Here is a 19,355-nt window from a genome sequence, read left to right on the forward strand (position 1 = left end):
GCCGCACAGGAGTGTAAGGAGTGTAAAACAAGCTGTGTCATGGAATTTTTAGTACTTTTGTTTATATTTCATCTGTTTTTTCTTAATACTTATCCGCATTGCATCGTAAGTTATATATTATTGTTCGCAGTGCTTTTCTCTATTTTATGAGAAGGCTGAAAAGGGATCAACAAATAATCAATGTAAATTTGCATCACCATTGTTTCATAAACTGTCAGCCAATCAAAGTCCTTGTCTGAACTCTTAATTTTAAAAAAAATACATATCTTTGTCAATCCTTTTACTCATCCGTAAAAACCACACTGTCATGAAAACCCTAAGGGGCAAAATTTTGCTCATTTTCTGTGTTTTATATTTTCAGTTGTTTTATGCTTTTGCGCAAAACGACAATAAAAATCCTATGCACATTGAACCTCCCAACTGGTGGGTGGGTATGAAAAACACCAGCCTGCAATTGCTTGTGCACGCAAAGGATATTTCTTCGGCAAAGGTAAGCCTCATCTACCCCGGAGTGGAATTAAAACAGGTTACAGCCGTTGAAAGTCCCAATTACCTTTTCCTTACCCTCAATATTTCCCCTTTAGCCAAAGCCGGCACCTTTCCTATCGAATTCAAAACCGGGAAAAAATCATCCATAATTTATAATTACGAACTCAAAGCACGCAAAGCGGGTTCGGCTGAACGTACTGGATTCAACACTTCCGATGCCTTTTACCTGATAATGTCCGACAGATTCTGCAATGCCGACACTTCCAACGACAATATGCCCGGCATGACCGAAAAAGCCAACCGCAGCAACCCCGACGGCAGGCATGGCGGCGACCTCAAAGGCATCGAAAGCAAACTCAGTTATATTTCCGACCTCGGATTTACCACCGTTTGGATGACTCCTTTCCTCGAAAACAACCAGAAAGTGTATTCTTATCACGGCTATTCGATAACCGATTTCTACAAAACCGATCCCCGCTTCGGCACTAATGAAGATTTTTTTCACCTGGTAAATACCGCCCACAACTTGAAAATGAAAGTAGTAATGGATATGGTTTTCAACCATTGCGGAAGCTTTCATTGGTGGATAAACGACCTTCCGGCTAAAGACTGGATAAACCAATGGAATGAATTCACCCGTACAAACTATCACGCAAGCACTGTTATGGATTATCATGCTTCTGCAAACGACAGGGATAAAATGGTAAGAGGCTGGTTCGATAATACTATGCCCGACCTAAACCAAAACAACCCGTTAATGGCAACTTACCTTATCCAGAACACTATCTGGTGGGTTGAAGCTGCCGGACTTGATGGCATCAGAGTGGATACTTACCCTTACCCCTGCAAATATTTTATGGCTACCTGGGCAAAAAGTGTGATGGACGAATATCCAAACCTGAATATCGTAGGTGAAGTATGGATGGCAAAAACTTCTTTGGTAGCATACTACCAGCAAGATGCTCCCAATAGGGATGGATACAATTCCCACCTTCCCTCCGTATTCGACTTCCCGATGTTTTATGCCATAGGAAGCGCTTTTAACGAAAACGAAAGCTGGGACAAAGGTCTTGTACAGTTATACGATGTACTTTCAGAAGATTTTCTTTATACCAATACCGATAACATTATAGTGTTTGCCAATAACCACGACACTGAAAGAGGTTTTTCCATCATGAAGGAGGACATCCGCAAATACAAAATGATGGTGGCTTTTCTGTTTACCATTCGCGGTATCCCACTGATGTATTACGGAGATGAAATATTAATTACAGGTAAAAAAGACAAAGGCGATGGCGACATACGTAAAGATTTTCCTGGCGGTTGGGCTGACGACAAAATGAATGCCTTTAGTTCGTCGGGAAGAACAAATGAACAAAATGAAGCTTTCAATTATCTACAACGTATCGCTAAATGGAGAAGCAATAAAACCGTGGTTCAAAACGGTAAATTACTCCATTATCTTCCCGAAGATGGTATTTATGTGTATTTTCGCTATAATGACAACGAATCGGTAATGGTAGTATTAAACAACAACGAAAGCCCAAAGGACATTAAAACAGCCCGTTTTGCCGAAGGCATAAAAGATTTTACTAAGGCAAGGGATATTATTAATAATAAAAACATCGAAAATATCAGCACAATAAATATTCCGGCAAAATCAGCGTTAATTTTTGAATTGAAAAAGTAAGAAATGGTGAGGAGATACAAACTGACGAAAAAAGGCAAGAAATTTTTTACAGCATTTACATTTACACTACTTATGTTGACAGTGGTCTGGATTTCAGCCCACAATTGTTCTTCCAACAAAAATACCCATACTATAGGCAACGATTCCACAGGCAATCTTAACGATTTCGGAATTTACCTGCCCGAAAGCTACCAAGTGCACGGCATTGATATTTCAAAACACCAGAAAGATATTGACTGGAAAGCCGTAAGCACCATGCAGGCAGGTGATAAAAAAATCAGCTTCGTGTTTATAAAAGCCACTGAAGGTGCCACCCGCGAAGACGACCAGTTTTGCCAGAACTGGGAAAAAGCAAAAGAAAACAATCTTCTGCGTGGTGCTTACCATTTCTATCGTCCTGCCCGAACTCCGGAAGAACAGGCTGCCATTTTTTTCAGTAAGGTTGAACTCGAAACGGGCGATCTTCCTCCTGTTGTAGATTTTGAAACCACTAACAAGCGTTCAAAATCACAGATTCAGTACGGACTTTCACGTTTCCTTCGGCTTCTCGAAAACAAGTACAAGGTTAAACCCATCATCTATACAAATCTTTCGTATTACAAGAATTATATTAAAGGCAGATTCGACAATTATCCCATCTGGATAGCCTGTTACTGGGGCGAGGATACTTTAAAAACCTTGGATTACAGCTGGCATTTCTGGCAACATAGCAGCGTGGGCAAAGTAAACGGAATACAGGGGAGCGTGGATTTTAACGTGTTCAAAGGTACCCTCGACGAATTAAAAGCAATGTGCATTCCCTGATAATGAGAATATAGATACATTGTCTCAAAAATATACTTTTCCTTTAAACTAACTAACGGGATGCATTGGCTTTCGCCCTTGCGTCCTGTTTAATTTTATCGGCTTCCTGGCGGGCTTTGTCGAGCAGTGATTGCGACTGTTTGCGGGCTTCGTCAACAAGTTTATTGGCTTTGGTATCGGCTTCCTTTTTCACTTTGTCAGCAGCTTTCTGGGCAGCAATTTTTGCAATGGGTCCGTTTTTCTTGCCTTCGGCTACCAATTGATCAGCACGTTTGGCAGCTTCCGAGCGCAGATTGGCTGCACCGCTTTCCGCAGCTTTCACAACGTTGTTTGCCTGTTTCTGCGCATCGGCAAGTATTTTTGCAGCCTTTGCATCGGCTTCGTCAATCAGCTTGTTGGCTTCTTCTTTTACCTTTGTAACCACCTCTTCCTTTTTCTTTTGAATTTCTTCTTTAGCCTGTTCCTTAAGATTGCTTATTGCAGAAGTCATGGCTCCTTTTATTCCTGTGGAAACCTTAGGATCGGTAAGCGTACCGCCAATTAGTACAGCTACAGGTATCATCTCTCCCACGCTGAAATTGGCTCCTTTGGCATTAGCCTGCTTTACCAGGCTATTCAACACGCCATTTGCCTGTCCGCCGAACTCTTTACGTGGAATTTCCATATTCATGACGTAGCCGATGGTTTGGTCGAGAGCCGTCCATCCACTAACATTGGCTTTTATGTTACCTGTTTTCAAATCAAAGGGCTTAATATTTATCTTTCCATCAATAATATCAAACGAAAGATTCAGCTTTTCGAGCGAAATTTTGCGTAGTTTATCCATTTTAAGAGCATCGGCAATTTTGTTCATGGTATTTACATTCTCTATCTTTAATATCGAAGTCAGGAGCCCGCCATTACCGTTCATGCTGGTGTAAACCGGGTTCATGTGTTCGTCGAGAGTAGTTGCAATTGACATCTTCGCAGAGATTTTTCCCGAAGTTTTTTCGGCAATAGGAGCCAGTTTCTGCACGGTATTGAAAGTAGTGAATGTTTTGTGGATGTCAACCTGGTTCATGTCGAAGTTGAAGTTTGCCTGCGGTTTTTTCACGTCGCGAGTATTGTAATTTCCGTTCATGGTGATTTGCCCGTCGAGCATGTTCATCTTTAAATTGTCGAGCGTAAGTTCCCGGTCTTTTATTTTTACGATTCCGCTTACATTGGTCATTTCATATTTATCATAAACCAGCTTTCCGAAGGTTGAATTCATCGTAAAATCAATGTTTGCGGGAACTTCGGCAACTGTCATCTGCGATGTGTCGGCAGTGGTGGTGGTGGATGAAGCCGTCATAAAATCGGCAAGGTTCATGTTCTTTGAAGTCGTAGTAAGTGAACCTTCCAACACAGCATTTTTTTGCAGAAAATAAGCCAGGTAGTTGGAAAGTTTTCCTTTGGCGGAAAGATCGCTGTTGCCGCTTTGCATGCGGAAATCTGCCAGATCGAGATAGGCTGGTGTGAAGTTAAGTATTGCCGATGGAACATTGATTTCTTTTGGCAGGTCGGCACTTTTGTATTTCACATTGGCGGCAGTGATGTTTCCATCGGCTTTAAATTCCTGATATTTCTCCTTTTCAATAAAAGAGAGGCGACCATCGAGCTTTACATCTGCCTTTACTGTTCCCGAAAGAGTAGTTCCCTTGTCGAGGGGGTAAACTTTGCCTACGGCAGCAAGGTCGAATATTCCCTTGATTTTACCTTTTAATTGTGCATCACTAACGGGAGTGCGTACAGCCATAGTCATATCAACAGGATTGCCAGCCATTTCGAGATGGAAGCGTGTAATATCAATGGTGGTGGCATCGGGATTGCCATTAGGATTATCGGCTTTTACATCAATATTGATGTTGGTAACCGCAGCGGGAAGCGAAGGATATTTGAACATGGCATCGCCCACCTTGAGCCTGATACCGAAAGCCGGCATGGTTTTCTCGTTATATTTTCCCTTGATAAAACCATCAAAAGCAAGGCTACCTTTGGTTTCGATTGAAGAAAAATCGTTGGTATAAATGGCAGGAACAAGCGAAAGGAAGCTTTTGAAATCGTTTTTGGCGGCAAAGAATTTAATATCCATATCAAAATCGTTTCCGGGCATAGCAAACCATCCGGAGGTACCGAGTAGAAGGTCGTTGAGCGAAAGCTCCATCTTTTTAAAAGTGAATTTGCTGTTCTTCAGATCAGCATCAAGAGTAGCATCGAGAACTGTTTTGGTTTTGTTAAGGTAAGGAATGCCATCGTACGATAGATAAAGCGATTCGATTTCGGTAAGGGTTTTCAGTGAGGTAAAATCAGCCGCGAAGTCGCCACTAAGAGAAAAGTCAATGTTTTTTGCTTCGACGTTGGTGTTGGTGGTTTTGTCATCATAAGAGATGTAAGAATTGATGATTGCAAATTTTTTCAAGCTGATTTTGAACTTCGAAGGCTCAGCGACGGGTTCGGCGGCAGAAGGTTCAGAAGGTTTAACAATGTCCCAGTTTGCCTTTCCGTCGGTAAGTACTTTGAACTGTAGCCGTGCATCGTCAATAATTATTTTTTTGATTTCATAATTGTCCCCTTTTATCACGCTCCATATATTAAGCCTTACTTTAAAAGATGAGATGCCTGCAAGGGTATCGCCCTCGAACTGGTTGATACCAACTATCAAAATATCGTGAACGGCAAGGGTTAAATCAGGAAAATTGCGAAGCATGGAAAGGCTTATTTTACCAAAGTCCACGGTAGCATACAAGGCGGAAGAGGCTTCTTTTTTTACGGCTTCTTTTATTTTTCCCTTGAATGCGAAAGGAAGTATTAATGCGATAAGAAATAATGCTGCGAAAACGATGAGCACAACTTTGCCAATTTTTCTTGCCATAACGAAAAAGTTTTTAGATAGTGAATACTTCTACAAAAATAAGAAATTACATTCAGAAGCAGGTATTACTGACCGTATTTTATTTTGTAAAGAATGTTCAGCCTTTGTATTTGCCGTAAGGCATCATCATGTTGACTAAGGCTCCCGGAATTTCACCATCTATTCTACCGTTTTACTTCTTTGAACATTCCCTTCACCTTTTTCAGCGAACCATCGGTTTTTACAGGTTTAACACTTAAAACACGCGAAAAAATGGAGTACAAATCAACATTATCGAAAGTGGGCTGAACAAAACCTTGTTTAAAATCAGGACCCATTGCATAGAAAATTCCATGAACATCGGTGTTGTTAATATCATAACCATGGGTTCCGCCCCTGTAGGTTTTGGAATTCTGCCAGTTTACACTCCAACTACTGTCGGCTAAAACTATCAGGTCGAGAGTACGCTGATTTGAACCGTAATGCAGTTTTTTAGGTAACTTTCCGTGTTTCCAAACGGAAAGATGTGGTATTTTTTTAATCCTGTTGTAAGCCGAGTCAATAAGGCTGTCTTTAACATCGAGATTCAGAACGGGATTATAGCCTTGAATATGGTCGAACCAATCTTTATTAACAAAATCGGAAAGAACTATCACCCTGTCGTTTGAAGTAGGACACATTCCATGGTCGGAAGTGATGATGATATTCACCTTGCTGGCAATGGGAAGGTTTTTTACCTGGTTAATAAAAATTCCAACGAGGCTATCGAGTTGGTTTACCATCGAAAGAGTTTTTCGGTTATCGGGACCGAAATAATGTCCTGATTTGTCCGGTTCGTGTATATACCACATAATCAGGTGAGGACGTTTTTCTTCGGGAAGGTTAAGCCAGGCAATCACTGTATCAATGCGCTGGCGGAATGGGAAATCCTGTTCATAGCGTTTCCAATAGTAAGGGCGGATATTTTCGATAGCAACTTCCGAACCAACCCAAAAGTAGCTGGCTGTTTTTATACCTTGCTTTTCAGCCGTTACCCAAATAGGTTCGCCACCGTAAAAATAGGTATCTTCTCTTGAATTATCAGTCATTGAATATGTTTTCCCTGTTTTTGGGTCAAAAAAACCATTGTTTACAATGCCGTGATGGTCGGGATACAAGCCGGTTGCCATTGTATAATGGTTTGGAAAAGTTACCGAAGGAAATGAAGGGCGAAGTGAATAAGCTTTTACTCCCTGGCGGGCAATATAATCGAGGTTGGGCGTGGAAGTTTTTGAAGGATAATCCCAGCGGAATCCGTCCAACGATAACACAACAAGATATGGAACGTCGGGTTTACTGCTTTTTTGTGCAAAAACGCCGATGGATATCAGCAGGGAAAAAATAAATAAAAAAATTATATTTCGTTTCATATTCATAACTATTTTGCCAACAAAAGTAAGTAAATGAATTTATAAATTGATATTCTCTAATCAAAAAAAAGAAAGCCGCAATCGCGATGACTGACGGCTTTCAAAAAAATGAAACACTTTTATTAAAAAAAATGAAGTTTAGAAATCAATTCTTATGCTGGCATTCCAGGTTCTTCCGAAACCATACCATCCTTTGGCATTGTCAATGTCGTGTGAATAAGTGCCATCTTCCAAAACGGGTACATCCGTAGCATCGGCAATATAAACTTCATCGAGCAAATTATTGGCATTGATACGGAAAGTGAATCCTATTTTTTCCATACGATAAGTGTAAGAAATACCTGCATCAAGCAGCCCATAAGGATCAAGCTTGGCTGATTGTCCCCTGTCGTTTTCATTTTGACGGGCTGAAGGATCAAATTTTGCATAGTTATTAGTATAATAGGAATAGGTAGCATCAAATCCTAAACCAAAACGGAATTTGTAGTCTGCACCGAAAGCAAATGTGGTTTGGGCTGCATCGCCTACGCGGATGTCGTTGGCGTAAACATTAACAGTACTAACGGGATTGTGATTTTCATCAAAAATACGTGCAGTTACATCATTTTTCCATTGCCAGTCGCCAATTGAAGCCATTGCTGAAAGTTTGAAATCTTTTACGGGTTCGGCATTAATATCTATTTCAATACCATTATGTAAAGCATTTTGTCCGGTTATGTTGGCAATTAATACCAATCCTGAAGGAGAAGTCCAACTTTGCTGGAAAGCTTTATCTATCCACTGGGTAGAATAAAGGTTTACATTGGCAGAAATAAATTTCCAGTTCAATCCATAACCAAGTTCCATGCTGAATACTTTTTCATTTTTAATGTCGGAAGCAAGGTCATTTTTGTAATTAACAAAAATATTGCCCAGAGTAGGGGGACGTGTAAAATAACCGGTATTAAAGAATATGTTGTTGTATTCGTTAATATTATAATTGATACCACCTTTTACGGTATATCCAACATAGCTTTTGGTAGGAGATTCTTGTCCGGGATATCTTGCCAGCAAATCACTTGCATCATTGTAAGTTATTTTATCAATAGTGATTGGAACAGTCATGGTCTCGGCTATTGCCTTGATATTGGCATCGCTGTAATAGCTGAAACGATCCACTCTTTTAAAACTTGTGTTGCTTACACTTCCTGCTACAAAAACCGAAAGGTTGTTTTTTGAATACTCAAGTTGAGCAAAAGCACCTTCCCAATAAACCTGGCTGTCGTAATCGTAACCAATTTTATCATCGGCTTCTGCTTTAACGATTGGATGATTTTTATCGGTATTAATATCAAGATAATAATCAGCACCAAGTAAGCCATAAACTTTCTGATAATGCAGCCCTTTATAATAACGAAGATCAACTCCGGCTACAAGTTTCAGGTTATCGTTAAAAGTATGTTTTAAGGTGGAAAGAAATCCGTACCAGTTGTGTTCGTTCATGGAAGCGCGACGGATGATTCCGGCTTTGTACTTGCCATCGCTATCGGCAGTATTGCTGAAAGTAATCACCGTATCGTTTCCTAAAGCATTTTTGAAATGATAGGTAAACGAACCTCCTGAATTGTATTTATAAATGCTATCAATCAAAAGTGTATGATCTTTTGAGTTTCGGAACGACGACAAATAAACTTTGTTGGTTTTGTCTTTTGCATCTTTCCATGCGAGGTTTCCGATATCGCCCGAGCCGCCTCCACGACCAAAGGAAGCATAAACCGAAGTTGCCAAAAACGACTTATCAGATATTGTCCAGTAGTGGTTCAGTGCGTACTGTGGTTTGTGGTAGAAATTTTTACGCATGGTGTATTCGTTACCATTCAGGTAGCCCCAGTCGGAATTGTATTTTTTCCCATAGCTGTCGTATTTTTTTATCGTTTCCTGAGTGCTACGTTGTCCGTGCTGCTGAGGAGCGCCAACGGCTGTAAGTACCAGCATGTGTTTTTTGTTGAATTCCTTAGTGATAGAGCCGAAATATGACCAGGCATCAGTCCAGGTTTGGTCAATATATCCGTCGCCTGTAGTACGTGAACCGGCAACGGTTATTGCCCAACCACCTTTCATGCGACCTGTAGAAAGTGTTAAAGCATTTTTAAGGTAGCCGTCGTTTCCAACTGAACTGGCAAAAACGCCTCCTTTTTTAGCATCGGTAGTCTTTGTAATGATGTTCATGGTACCACCAACAGAACTTATGGCAAGTTTTGAAGCTCCCAATCCACGTTGAACCTGTAAATCACGGGTTGCATCGCTTAGTCCTGCCCAGTTCGACCAGTAAACCCAACCATTTTCCATGTCGTTTACCGGAATACCATTAATCATTATAGCAGTATTTCGTTGGTCGAAGCCACGAACATTGATACGTGAATCGCCAAAACCACCACCGGAACGAGTAACATAAACCGAAGGTGTTGTTCTTAAAATTTCCGGAAATTCCTGGTTACCTACTTTTTTCTCGATAACATCTGCTTTGATGGAGGAAACAGCAACAGGAGTCTGCCTTTCGATGGCTATGGAAGAAATTACCTGCACACCTTCCAGTCCCAAAGCATTGGTTTCGAGGGCAATTTTGCCAAGATTCACTTCACCCTTGATCTTAACTGTAAGTGTTTTGGAGATGTAACCTACATAGGAAACGATGATATCAGCCTCAGTTTTTTGCACTTTTAGTGAAAAACTGCCATCGAGCCCTGAGGAAGTACCCGTAGAACTTCCTATAACCATGATGGTTGCTCCGATAAGCGATTCATTTGTCTTTGCGTCGAGAACGCTTCCTTTAAGGACTCCCTGAGAGAACGTTGTTGTTACAGCAAAGCACATGACTGTAACCAACAATAAAAGTCTGTAAACCTTTTTCATAAATTGACGATTTAATTAATAATTTGATATTGCTAATATATTAAAGGTAGAAAACAATTCTTCATTTTTTTAAGTAAAGTTTTAACCCTTTATTCACAATTTTTAAGTAAAATTAGAAAGTAAACTCAAAAAACAGATAAATACTATAATAAATAATTGTAAAATAATTATTAACTACAAATATAAAATAATTATATATCAATGGTATATTGCATTTAGTATCTATTCAACTTGCATTAGGAAATGGTTACCAGGATTTTTTTATTTTTGCACTTCCTTTTCCTAAAATAGGAAACGTTTATATAAATAACAGAAAAATAGAATGAAGAATATCCCGAGCCAGTACAATCCCTCAAAAACAGAAGACAAATGGTATGCTTTGTGGCTGGAAAAAAAGTTTTTCAGATCAATTCCCGACCATCGCCCTGCTTACACCATAGTAATTCCGCCTCCTAATGTTACAGGTGTTTTACACATGGGGCACATGCTTAATAATACAATTCAGGATATTCTCGTACGTCGTGCACGAATGCAGGGGAAAAATGCCTGCTGGCTTCCCGGTACCGACCATGCAAGTATTGCTACTGAGGCTAAGGTGGTTGCCAAATTGAAAGAAGCAGGAATCAGCAAATCGAGCCTTACCCGCGAAGAGTTTCTTACCCATGCATGGGAATGGAAAGAAAAACATGGAGGTATCATTCTCGAACAATTGAAAAAACTGGGTGCTTCCTGCGACTGGGAACGCACTAAGTTTACCATGGATGAAAGCATGTACGAATCGGTAATTGATGTTTTTATTGATTTGTATAATAAAGGGCTCATTTACCGTGGTGTACGCATGGTAAACTGGGACCCGCAGGCACTTACCGCTCTTTCGGACGAAGAAGTTCTTTACAAGGAAGTGCAGTCGAAACTGTATTATCTCCGTTACCAGATAGAAGGTACAACTGACCAATGGGTTACCATTGCCACCACCCGTCCTGAAACCATATTAGGCGATACAGCCGTTTGTTTTCATCCGGAAGACGAACGTTTCATGCATCTCAAAGGAAAAAGAGTGCTCGTTCCTCTTATCAATCGTAGCATACCCCTCATCACCGACGAATATGTTGATCGTGAATTTGGTACCGGTTGCTTGAAAATTACACCGGCACACGACATCAACGACTATAACATAGGCATAAAGTATCAGTTACAAAGTATTGATATATTTAATGATAATGGCACACTCAATGAAAGTGCACAATTGTATATTGGAGAAGACCGCTTTGCTGTCCGCACAAAAATAACTGAGGAACTGCAACAAAAAGGGCATCTGGTGAAAGTGGAAGAATATGTGAATAAAGTAGGCTTCTCTGAACGTACCGATGCGGTGATTGAACCCAAACTTTCGCAACAATGGTTCATGAAAATGAGCGAAATGGCAAAACCAGCCCTCGACGTTGTAATGAACGATACCATACAGTTTCACCCCGAAAAATTTAAAAATACTTACCGGCACTGGATGGAAAATGTGAAAGATTGGTGCATCAGCCGTCAGTTATGGTGGGGACAACGTATCCCTGTATACTATTTACCCGATGGAAAAATGGTAGCTGCCAAATCGAGAGAAGATGCGTTGCAAATTGCAAAGGCAAAATTTCAAATTGCTGATTTGGAAGAAGACGACCTAAAGCAGGATGAAGATGTACTTGACACTTGGTTTTCCTCCTGGTTATGGCCCATCTCCGTTTTTGATGGAATCCGGTATCCTGACAATTCCGATATTAAATATTATTACCCTACCGACGACCTTATCACCGCTCCTGAAATTTTGTTTTTTTGGGTAGCCCGTATGATTATGGCAGGCTGGGAATACCGTAAAGAAATTCCGTTCCGTAATGTTTACCTGACCGGAATAGTTCGTGATAAATTGGGACGGAAAATGTCGAAACAATTGGGCAATTCACCCGACCCGCTTGAGCTTATAAAAAAATATGGTGCTGACGGCGTAAGAGTAGGTATGCTTTTAACTTCCCCTGCCGGGAACGACCTTCCCTTTGACGAAAATTTGTGTGAACAGGGAAGAAATTTCAGCAATAAAGTATGGAACGCTTTTCGCCTCATAAAAGGCTGGACTGTGGACAAAAACCTTTCCCAGCCGCTTTCTTCAAGTGTTCCAGTGCAATGGTTCGAAGCCAGATTACAACAGTCTGTAGCAGCGTTGGACGATGATTTTAGCAAATACCGGCTTTCGGAAGCACTAATGCGGGTGTATAAACTCATCTGGGACGATTTTTGCGCCTGGTATCTCGAAATGATAAAACCCGGCTATCAGCAACCCATTGACGAACTTACCTATGAGGCTACAATCAGATTTTTTGAACGTTTGATGAAAATTTTGCATCCGTTTATGCCTTTTATCACCGAGGAAATCTGGCACTTACTTGCTGATAGAGCGGACGATGATTGCATTACTATAGCTGCAATGCCCGTTGCACAACAGTGGAACCACAATTTACTGAAACGGTTTGAATATGCTGAAGAAGTGATTGTAGCACTCCGGAGTTTAAGAAAAGAGAAAAATATTCCTAACAAGGACAGCCTGCAATTGTATATCTGTAAAAATAACGGGCAACCCGATACTTTTTTTGATCCGGTAATCGCCAAACTTGCCAACCTTAGCGAAATTAATTATACTACCGAAAAAATAGAAGGAGCCCTGTCATTTGTAATCCGTAGTACCGAATTTTACGTACCGGTTACTGCTGCAGTTGACCTGACTTCGGAAATTTTAAAAATGGAAGAAGAACTGGCATATACCCGTGGGTTTCTTGCTTCTGTCCTAAAAAAACTGAGTAACGAAAGGTTCGTAAATAGTGCTCCTGAAAAGGTTGTTGCGATGGAACTCAAGAAACAGGCTGATGCAGAAGCCCGTATTAAAATACTGGAAGAACAATTGATTGCCCTGAGGAAATAAAAATCCGGGCAAAAAGCATAAATACTAAAAACCTCACCTTAAATATGGTGAGGTTTTTATTTTGAGATAAAGGCAGTGCCTACTGGTTGTTGTTTGCCGAGCGCAAAAATTTGAGTTTCTCCCCTGTTTTCCGCATTTTTTTGGGACACCCGCATAAAGTTTTGTAATTTTTGGGTACCCCAAATTGTTGGTTCTGCCATCACACGGCGTGAAATTGATGCGCTTATTCAGCTCCTATCCTGAATGCATCAAGCTGGAATCTCTTGTGATTTGCTTTCAACAAGCGAAGCGACTCACGAATACCTTTTTAAAAAAATATAAACATGAGTAATTTGTATCTTTGAATTACTGAAAACAGCGCCCTGAGTTAAATTTGAATTTCAGACGAGCTTTTCAACATTTCCACCAGCGATGGGTAAGTAAGTCGGAGTAATTGTGGCAATTCGGCAGGCGAAATCCATTTTACCTCCTGGATGTCTTCTTCAGTTTGAGGAACAGGCTTTTCATTACCTGTATGTTGCATGGCAAACCAATATGTTTTTTTCAGTACCTGGCTGCCACGATGCGGATAAATATGCCAGGTAGAAGGCAAGGGGTACAGCAGGCTGAGCCGGTTTAGCCCTGTTTCTTCCTTTACCTCGCGCAAGGCAGCCTCTTCAGGAGTTTCGCCTGGCTCAAGTTTTCCCTTTGGCAAATCCCACCAGCCCCTGCGGAAGATAAATAGTAACTGCCCTTTTGCATTGCTAACCAATCCACCGGCAGCTTCTATTATTGTAAACAAGGTACAAAAATCACCGAAATTGGTTTCAGCGCCCCGGTTTCCGGTACAATATAGGCTGTCGAACTGCGTTGATTTTTCAAATCCGAGATAGGTATCCCTGATTTCGTCAAGCGAAGCCGGAGTAAAAACAAATGTTTTTTCGTTAATATCCAATCCGCTGACGTTGTCGGAGAAATAAACAGCTTTCCGGTTGTTAAAAATTGTATACATTTGCCCCATGAAAATTAAAGAAGAGACTGCGTTAAAGACTGCTGAATTTTTATTGCAAATTAAAGCAATTAAATTAGATAATGCCAAACCCTTTACCTGGGCATCAGGTATCATCTCCCCTATTTACTGCGACAACCGCAAAACGCTCTCTTATCCTAAAATCCGCACTTACCTCCGTCAGGAGTTTGTAAAACTGATACAGGAAGAATTTGGCACCATTGATTTGATAGCAGGTGTAGCCACCGGAGCCATCGCACAGGGAGTTCTCGTAGCGCAAGAACTGGGATTACCCTTTGCCTACGTGCGTTCTTCAGAAAAAAAACACGGGCTGGGTAATGTGATAGAAGGCATAGCAGAAAAAGGACAGTCGGTGGTAGTGGTAGAAGATTTGGTTTCTACCGGGCAAAGCAGCCTTCATGCCGTTGAAGCATTGCGCGAAGCCGGGTGTACGGTGAAAGGAATGGTGGCTATTTTTACTTATGGTCTCAGTAACGCTACAGAAAATTTCGCCAAAGCCGCCTGCCCACTATTTACCCTTACCGACTACGACAATCTGATAAAGAAAGCTCTTGCCCTTGATTATATCAAGGAAGAGGATTTACAGTCGCTGATAAAATGGCGCGAAAATCCTGAAAAGTGGGCTGTTTAAGCAACCATACGCAAATACATTAACCTTTCCCTCACTACAATGACCACTTTGCAAAGCGATATTCAGCTAATAAATGCACCGGCAGAAAAGACGTTCAATTACCTTTCTGACTTTAACCATTTCAGTAACCTGATGCCACCCCAGATTACCAACTGGAAATCTACCACCGACAGTTGTTCGTTCACCATCCAGGGAATGGCAGATATTGCAATGCAAACCAAAGAGAAACATCCATACAGCAAAATAGTCATTAGTTCAGGCATTCAGTCCAAACTTGCGTTCGATCTCATCATCAGCCTTACTGAAAATGATAATTCCCAAACGCAATCCTGCTTAACTTTTGAAGCATCGCTTAACCCCATGATGAATATGATGCTGAGCAAACCCCTGACAAACTTTATTAATATCCTGAACCAGCAAATAAAACTTGTTTGCGAACGCTTGTAAGGGTTACAGGCAAAACCGTATTTCCTTCATCTCACACAGGTATGCCTGCTGCTTTGTGTCTTCAAGCATAAGCCTGCCAAATTCGTCAATTCCGGTTATACGGGCAGAGATTCTTTTATTTTTGTAAATGTACTGTGCCAATTCACGGAAACGAAACAGGCAACGTAAATAATCTGAATCCAGGCTGTCCCACTTCCCGGTCTTCAGTTGTTCGTAACGCTGCATCAGGCGTTGCATCAGTGTATTGAGTAAGAGTTGTAAATCGTACTGAACACCTGTAATTTGCTTTAACGACACAGGGTTAGGTGCATTGCTTTTGAAAACTTCCTGATTAACATTCAGCCCGATACTTGCAACAGTGGCAGAAAGCGTCTCTCCCTGAACAGCATTGTGAATAAGCATACCTGCAACTTTCTTTTGGTTAATGTAAATGTCGTTAGGCCATTTTATCCATACTGTTTCTTTTACCAAAGCAGCCACTACATCGTGCACGGTTAATGCTAATGTTTTATTCAGAACAAACTGTGCCGCAGCCGGCAAAAAAACAGGACTAAGCACTACGCTGAAAGTTAAATTCATAAAAGGTTCGCTTTCCCAACTGTTGGTATTCATCCCTCTTCCGGCAATCTGTTTGTCAGTAATGACTACCGTGAACTCGGAGAATTTTTCTTTTGTAATATGTTCACAGGCATATACATGAGTAGAAGACAGTTCGGGCAGGTGCAGTATTGTAAATTGCATTTGTTCAGGATTTAATTACAGAAAACCGAAAGTGAAAATACAAATAAAATAATTTTTTTCGACACAGGGTATATCTAAACATAAATAAAACAAGGTTTTATTATGCCAATATGACAGATGGTACAATAATTGATAGTTCAATCTGTTTATTAAAGGGATATTGACTAACTTTGCGACAAAAACAACTGCATGCCCATCACCGAAACTGAAGCACTGGTACAAATTGCCATACGAGGAATACAAGAGAAAAAGGGAAAAGGAATTATAAGTTTAAACCTTACCGGAATAAAAAATGCTATCTGCGATTATTTTATCATCTGCAATGCAAACTCACGGCCCCAGATTGAAGCAATTGTAAACAATGTGGAAAAAGAGTTAAGGGAAACGGCAGGGGTTAAGCCCTGGTTCATAGAGGGAAGAGAAAATGCACAATGGGTCTTGATGGATTACATAGATGTTGTAATTCATATTTTTACCGACGATGCACGCGCATATTACGATCTGGAAAACTTGTGGGCAGATGCCGGTATGAAAAAATATTCCTCAGAATAAAACAAATGCAAACAGAATTACAACAACACTACAAGCAAATTAATTTTGAAAAAAATCCATGAAAGAAGAGTTAAACGATAATAAAACCGAAGAAAAAAAGAAAAAAATCGGTCGCTCTTTCCCTCCGCAAATGCCAAAAGGGGTTAGGCCTAAAGGGAAAATGAATTTCTACTGGATCTGGATTCTTCTGTTAGCCCTGTTTTTTATTTTTCAGTTCAACAGCTGGAATGGCGAAACCAAAAAAGTGGACTGGGGCAAGCTGAAAGAAATGATAACAGCAAAAGATGTTCAGAAAATTGTACTGGTAAACAAAGAGTTTGCTGAAGTATACATTAAAAAGGACAAACTTTCGACAGATAAATACAAAGATGTCAGAAGTAGAAAAACAAACACTTTTGGTACTGGTACTGCTACACCACAGTATATTTATACCATAGGGTCAGTTGAAAGTTTTGAAAACGACATCAAAGAAGCCCAGAAGGACCTTCCCGAAACTGATAAGATATATGTAATTAACGATAACCGCCACAACTGGGGGTCAGATATTTTAAGTTGGGTTTTACCAATAGCTTTCTTCATAGCAGCCTGGTTTATCATAATGCGGATAATGAGCCGCAGCAGCGGTGGCGGTGGCGGCGGCGCTATTTTCAATATCGGAAAATCAAAAGCACAATTGTTTGATAAAGATACCAATGTTTCAATTAATTTTACCGATGTAGCCGGGTTAGAAGAAGCCAAGGTGGAAGTGATGGAAATTGTTGATTTTTTGAAAAATCCGACAAAATACACCAGTTTGGGCGGTAAAATTCCCAAAGGCGCATTGCTCGTAGGTCCTCCCGGAACCGGGAAAACCCTTCTTGCCAAAGCAGTGGCTGGAGAAGCTAAAGTCCCCTTCTTCTCCATCTCAGGCTCCGATTTTGTGGAAATGTTTGTAGGTGTGGGTGCTTCAAGAGTAAGAGACCTGTTTAAGCAAGCCAAGGAAAAAGCTCCCTGTATCATTTTCATTGATGAAATTGATGCCATAGGACGCGCCCGTGGCAAAAATGCCATCACCGGTGCTAACGATGAAAGAGAAAATACCCTTAACCAATTACTAACCGAAATGGATGGCTTCGGAACCAACCAGGGAGTCATCATTTTAGCCGCTACCAACCGTGCCGACATCTTAGACCGAGCATTGCTCCGTGCAGGTCGCTTCGACCGCCAGATTCATGTAGAACTTCCCGACCTCGAGGAAAGAAAAGCAATTTTTAAGGTTCACACAAAAAACCTTAAAATGGACGAAACCGTCAATACCGACTTCCTTTCAAAGCAAACTCCGGGCTTTTCGGGAGCCGACATAGCCAACGTTTGTAACGAATCGGCACTCATAGCTGCCCGTAATGGCAAAACCAGTATTGACAAACAAGATTTTATGGATGCCATTGACCGTATCATTGGTGGATTGGAAAAGAAAAACAAAATTATCTCGGCACAGGAAAAAAAGGTAATTGCTTACCACGAGTCAGGTCATGCTGCAGTAAGCTGGCTACTCGAATATGCCCACCCTCTTGTAAAGGTAACCATTGTGCCAAGAGGCAAAGCTCTGGGGGCTGCATGGTATCTTCCCGAAGAACGCCAGATAACTACCTACGAACAAATGCTCGATGAAGTAACTTCAGCACTTGGCGGCAGGGCTGCTGAAGAAGTTTTCTTCGGAAAAATTTCAACCGGCGCCCTTAACGACCTTGAAAAAGTTACAAAACAGGCTTACTCTATGGTAGCTTTCTACGGATTAAACCCCAGAATAGGCAATATCAGCTTTTACGATTCCTCAGGACAAGCTGAGTACGGTTTTACAAAACCCTTCAGTGAAAAAACTGCTCAAATCATTGATGAAGAAATTAGCAAACTGGTAGAATCTGCATACCAAAGAGCAAAAAAACTACTTAACGACCACCAGGAAAAATTAAAACAATTGGCTGAAATTCTTCTGAAAAAAGAAGTGATTTTCCGTGAGGACCTCGAAAATATTTTTGGGAAACGCCCTTGGGAAGATGAGAAATTGCTGATTGAAAGCGAAAATGGTAATGGAGCCAATACCCTTCCCAGTCCAGAAATACTTGAAAGCAAGCTTACTGCCAATAATCCACAGACAGATTCTCCTACCGGTAGCACTATAACTCCGTCAGATGAAAGCCCATCCGAAACTCCAAACAACTGACACATGGAAGAAAGTACATCAAAAGAAAAAGTACTGAAAAAAATCAGGAACGCACTGATTTATAAGAGCGATAACCCTTTTCCCAAAACAGATTTCGATTCGGAAATTTATCAGCCAATGGATGATGCTCCTGAAATAATTTTTGCCGAAGAACTTACCCTGGCGGGCGGCAATTTTATTTACTGCGAAAATGAATCAGATCTGATAATGCAACTCAGGCTTTTCAGTGAAGAAAAGAACTGGCAGCCTATTTTCTGTTTAGACGAAGCCCTTCAGGAACTGCTTACATTTGCCAAAATACCCTATACCTTTGAAGATAAAGATTTTCATGATCTGAAAACTGCATGTACTCGTTGCGAATACCTGATAGCACGGCACGGCAGTGTAATGGTTTCATCGAAGCATACCTCGGGCAGAAGGCTCAATGTTTTTCCGGAAAACCATGTTGTAATTGCCTACACATCACAAATACTTCCTGATTTGAAACAGGCACTCATCACCATTAAGAACAAATACAACGGAAACCTTCCCTCTTTTATCAGTGTAATTACCGGGCCCAGTCGCACAGCTGATATCGAAAAAACATTGGTAATGGGCGCTCACGGACCCCGGGATTTATATGTTTTTCTGGTAGAAGACAACGAATAATTCAATTCA

General features: G+C 40.8%; 13 protein-coding genes. 8 read left to right on the forward strand and 5 right to left on the reverse strand.

What is annotated here, in order from left to right; all coding sequences use genetic code 11:
• Positions 1-307 precede the first annotated feature (307 nt).
• On the forward strand, positions 308-2,179 hold the full coding sequence (locus M0R21_06160) for a glycoside hydrolase family 13 protein (GenBank protein MCK9617404.1): 1,872 nt from the start codon (positions 308-310) through the stop codon (positions 2,177-2,179).
• Between the two features lie 3 nt (positions 2,180-2,182).
• Positions 2,183-2,983, forward strand: coding sequence for a glycoside hydrolase family 25 protein (locus tag M0R21_06165; protein ID MCK9617405.1), 801 nt, complete (start codon positions 2,183-2,185; stop codon positions 2,981-2,983).
• A 52-nt stretch (positions 2,984-3,035) separates the two neighbouring features.
• On the opposite strand, the gene M0R21_06170 is transcribed toward M0R21_06165, so the two are convergent.
• The 3 genes from M0R21_06170 to M0R21_06180 form a co-directional block, all read right to left on the reverse strand.
• Entirely contained in the window at positions 3,036-5,876 is a 2,841-nt protein-coding gene (locus M0R21_06170) for a hypothetical protein (GenBank protein MCK9617406.1), read from the reverse strand.
• 164 nt (positions 5,877-6,040) lie between these two features.
• A complete protein-coding gene (locus tag M0R21_06175) occupies positions 6,041-7,264 on the reverse strand; it encodes an ectonucleotide pyrophosphatase/phosphodiesterase (GenBank protein ID MCK9617407.1) in 1,224 nt (407 codons plus the stop codon).
• Positions 7,265-7,402: 138 nt separating this feature from the next.
• Positions 7,403-10,156 carry a TonB-dependent receptor gene (locus tag M0R21_06180; GenBank protein MCK9617408.1) on the reverse strand — a complete coding sequence of 918 codons (2,754 nt, stop codon included), beginning with the start codon at positions 10,154-10,156 and terminating at the stop codon, positions 7,403-7,405.
• 322 nt (positions 10,157-10,478) lie between these two features.
• Between M0R21_06180 and M0R21_06185 the strand changes: the two genes are divergently transcribed.
• Positions 10,479-13,115, forward strand: a complete 2,637-nt coding sequence (locus M0R21_06185; protein MCK9617409.1) for a valine--tRNA ligase — start codon at positions 10,479-10,481, stop codon at positions 13,113-13,115.
• A 367-nt stretch (positions 13,116-13,482) separates the two neighbouring features.
• Here the strand turns inward: M0R21_06185 and M0R21_06190 are convergent, their stop codons facing one another.
• Positions 13,483-14,106, reverse strand: a complete 624-nt coding sequence (locus M0R21_06190) for an NUDIX hydrolase (protein MCK9617410.1) — start codon at positions 14,104-14,106, stop codon at positions 13,483-13,485.
• A gap of 7 nt (positions 14,107-14,113) precedes the next feature.
• On the opposite strand from M0R21_06190, the gene pyrE reads away from it, so the two are divergent.
• Both pyrE and M0R21_06200 read left to right on the forward strand, forming a co-directional pair.
• Positions 14,114-14,755 (forward strand): orotate phosphoribosyltransferase, encoded by a 642-nt coding sequence (gene pyrE / locus M0R21_06195; protein MCK9617411.1) that lies wholly within the window; start codon positions 14,114-14,116, stop codon positions 14,753-14,755.
• Between the two features lie 39 nt (positions 14,756-14,794).
• Positions 14,795-15,202: an SRPBCC family protein gene (locus M0R21_06200; protein MCK9617412.1), complete on the forward strand. Its 408-nt coding sequence runs from the start codon at positions 14,795-14,797 to the stop codon at positions 15,200-15,202.
• A 3-nt stretch (positions 15,203-15,205) separates the two neighbouring features.
• Here the strand turns inward: M0R21_06200 and M0R21_06205 are convergent, their stop codons facing one another.
• Positions 15,206-15,943 carry a biotin--[acetyl-CoA-carboxylase] ligase gene (locus M0R21_06205; protein ID MCK9617413.1) on the reverse strand — a complete coding sequence of 246 codons (738 nt, stop codon included), beginning with the start codon at positions 15,941-15,943 and terminating at the stop codon, positions 15,206-15,208.
• Positions 15,944-16,132: 189 nt separating this feature from the next.
• Here M0R21_06205 and rsfS point away from each other — a divergent pair, with 189 nt between their 5' ends.
• From rsfS to M0R21_06220, 3 genes are all read left to right on the forward strand, one after another.
• Positions 16,133-16,495 (forward strand): ribosome silencing factor, encoded by a 363-nt coding sequence (rsfS, locus tag M0R21_06210; GenBank protein MCK9617414.1) that lies wholly within the window; start codon positions 16,133-16,135, stop codon positions 16,493-16,495.
• Positions 16,496-16,625: 130 nt separating this feature from the next.
• Positions 16,626-18,698: an ATP-dependent zinc metalloprotease FtsH gene (gene ftsH / locus M0R21_06215; GenBank protein MCK9617415.1), complete on the forward strand. Its 2,073-nt coding sequence runs from the start codon at positions 16,626-16,628 to the stop codon at positions 18,696-18,698.
• A gap of 3 nt (positions 18,699-18,701) precedes the next feature.
• Entirely contained in the window at positions 18,702-19,346 is a 645-nt protein-coding gene (locus M0R21_06220) for an LUD domain-containing protein (protein MCK9617416.1), read from the forward strand.
• The last annotated feature ends 9 nt before the right edge of the window (positions 19,347-19,355 follow it).

The sequence above is a fragment of the Lentimicrobiaceae bacterium genome, from assembly GCA_023227965.1.
GTDB lineage: Bacteria > Bacteroidota > Bacteroidia > Bacteroidales > JALOCA01 > JALOCA01.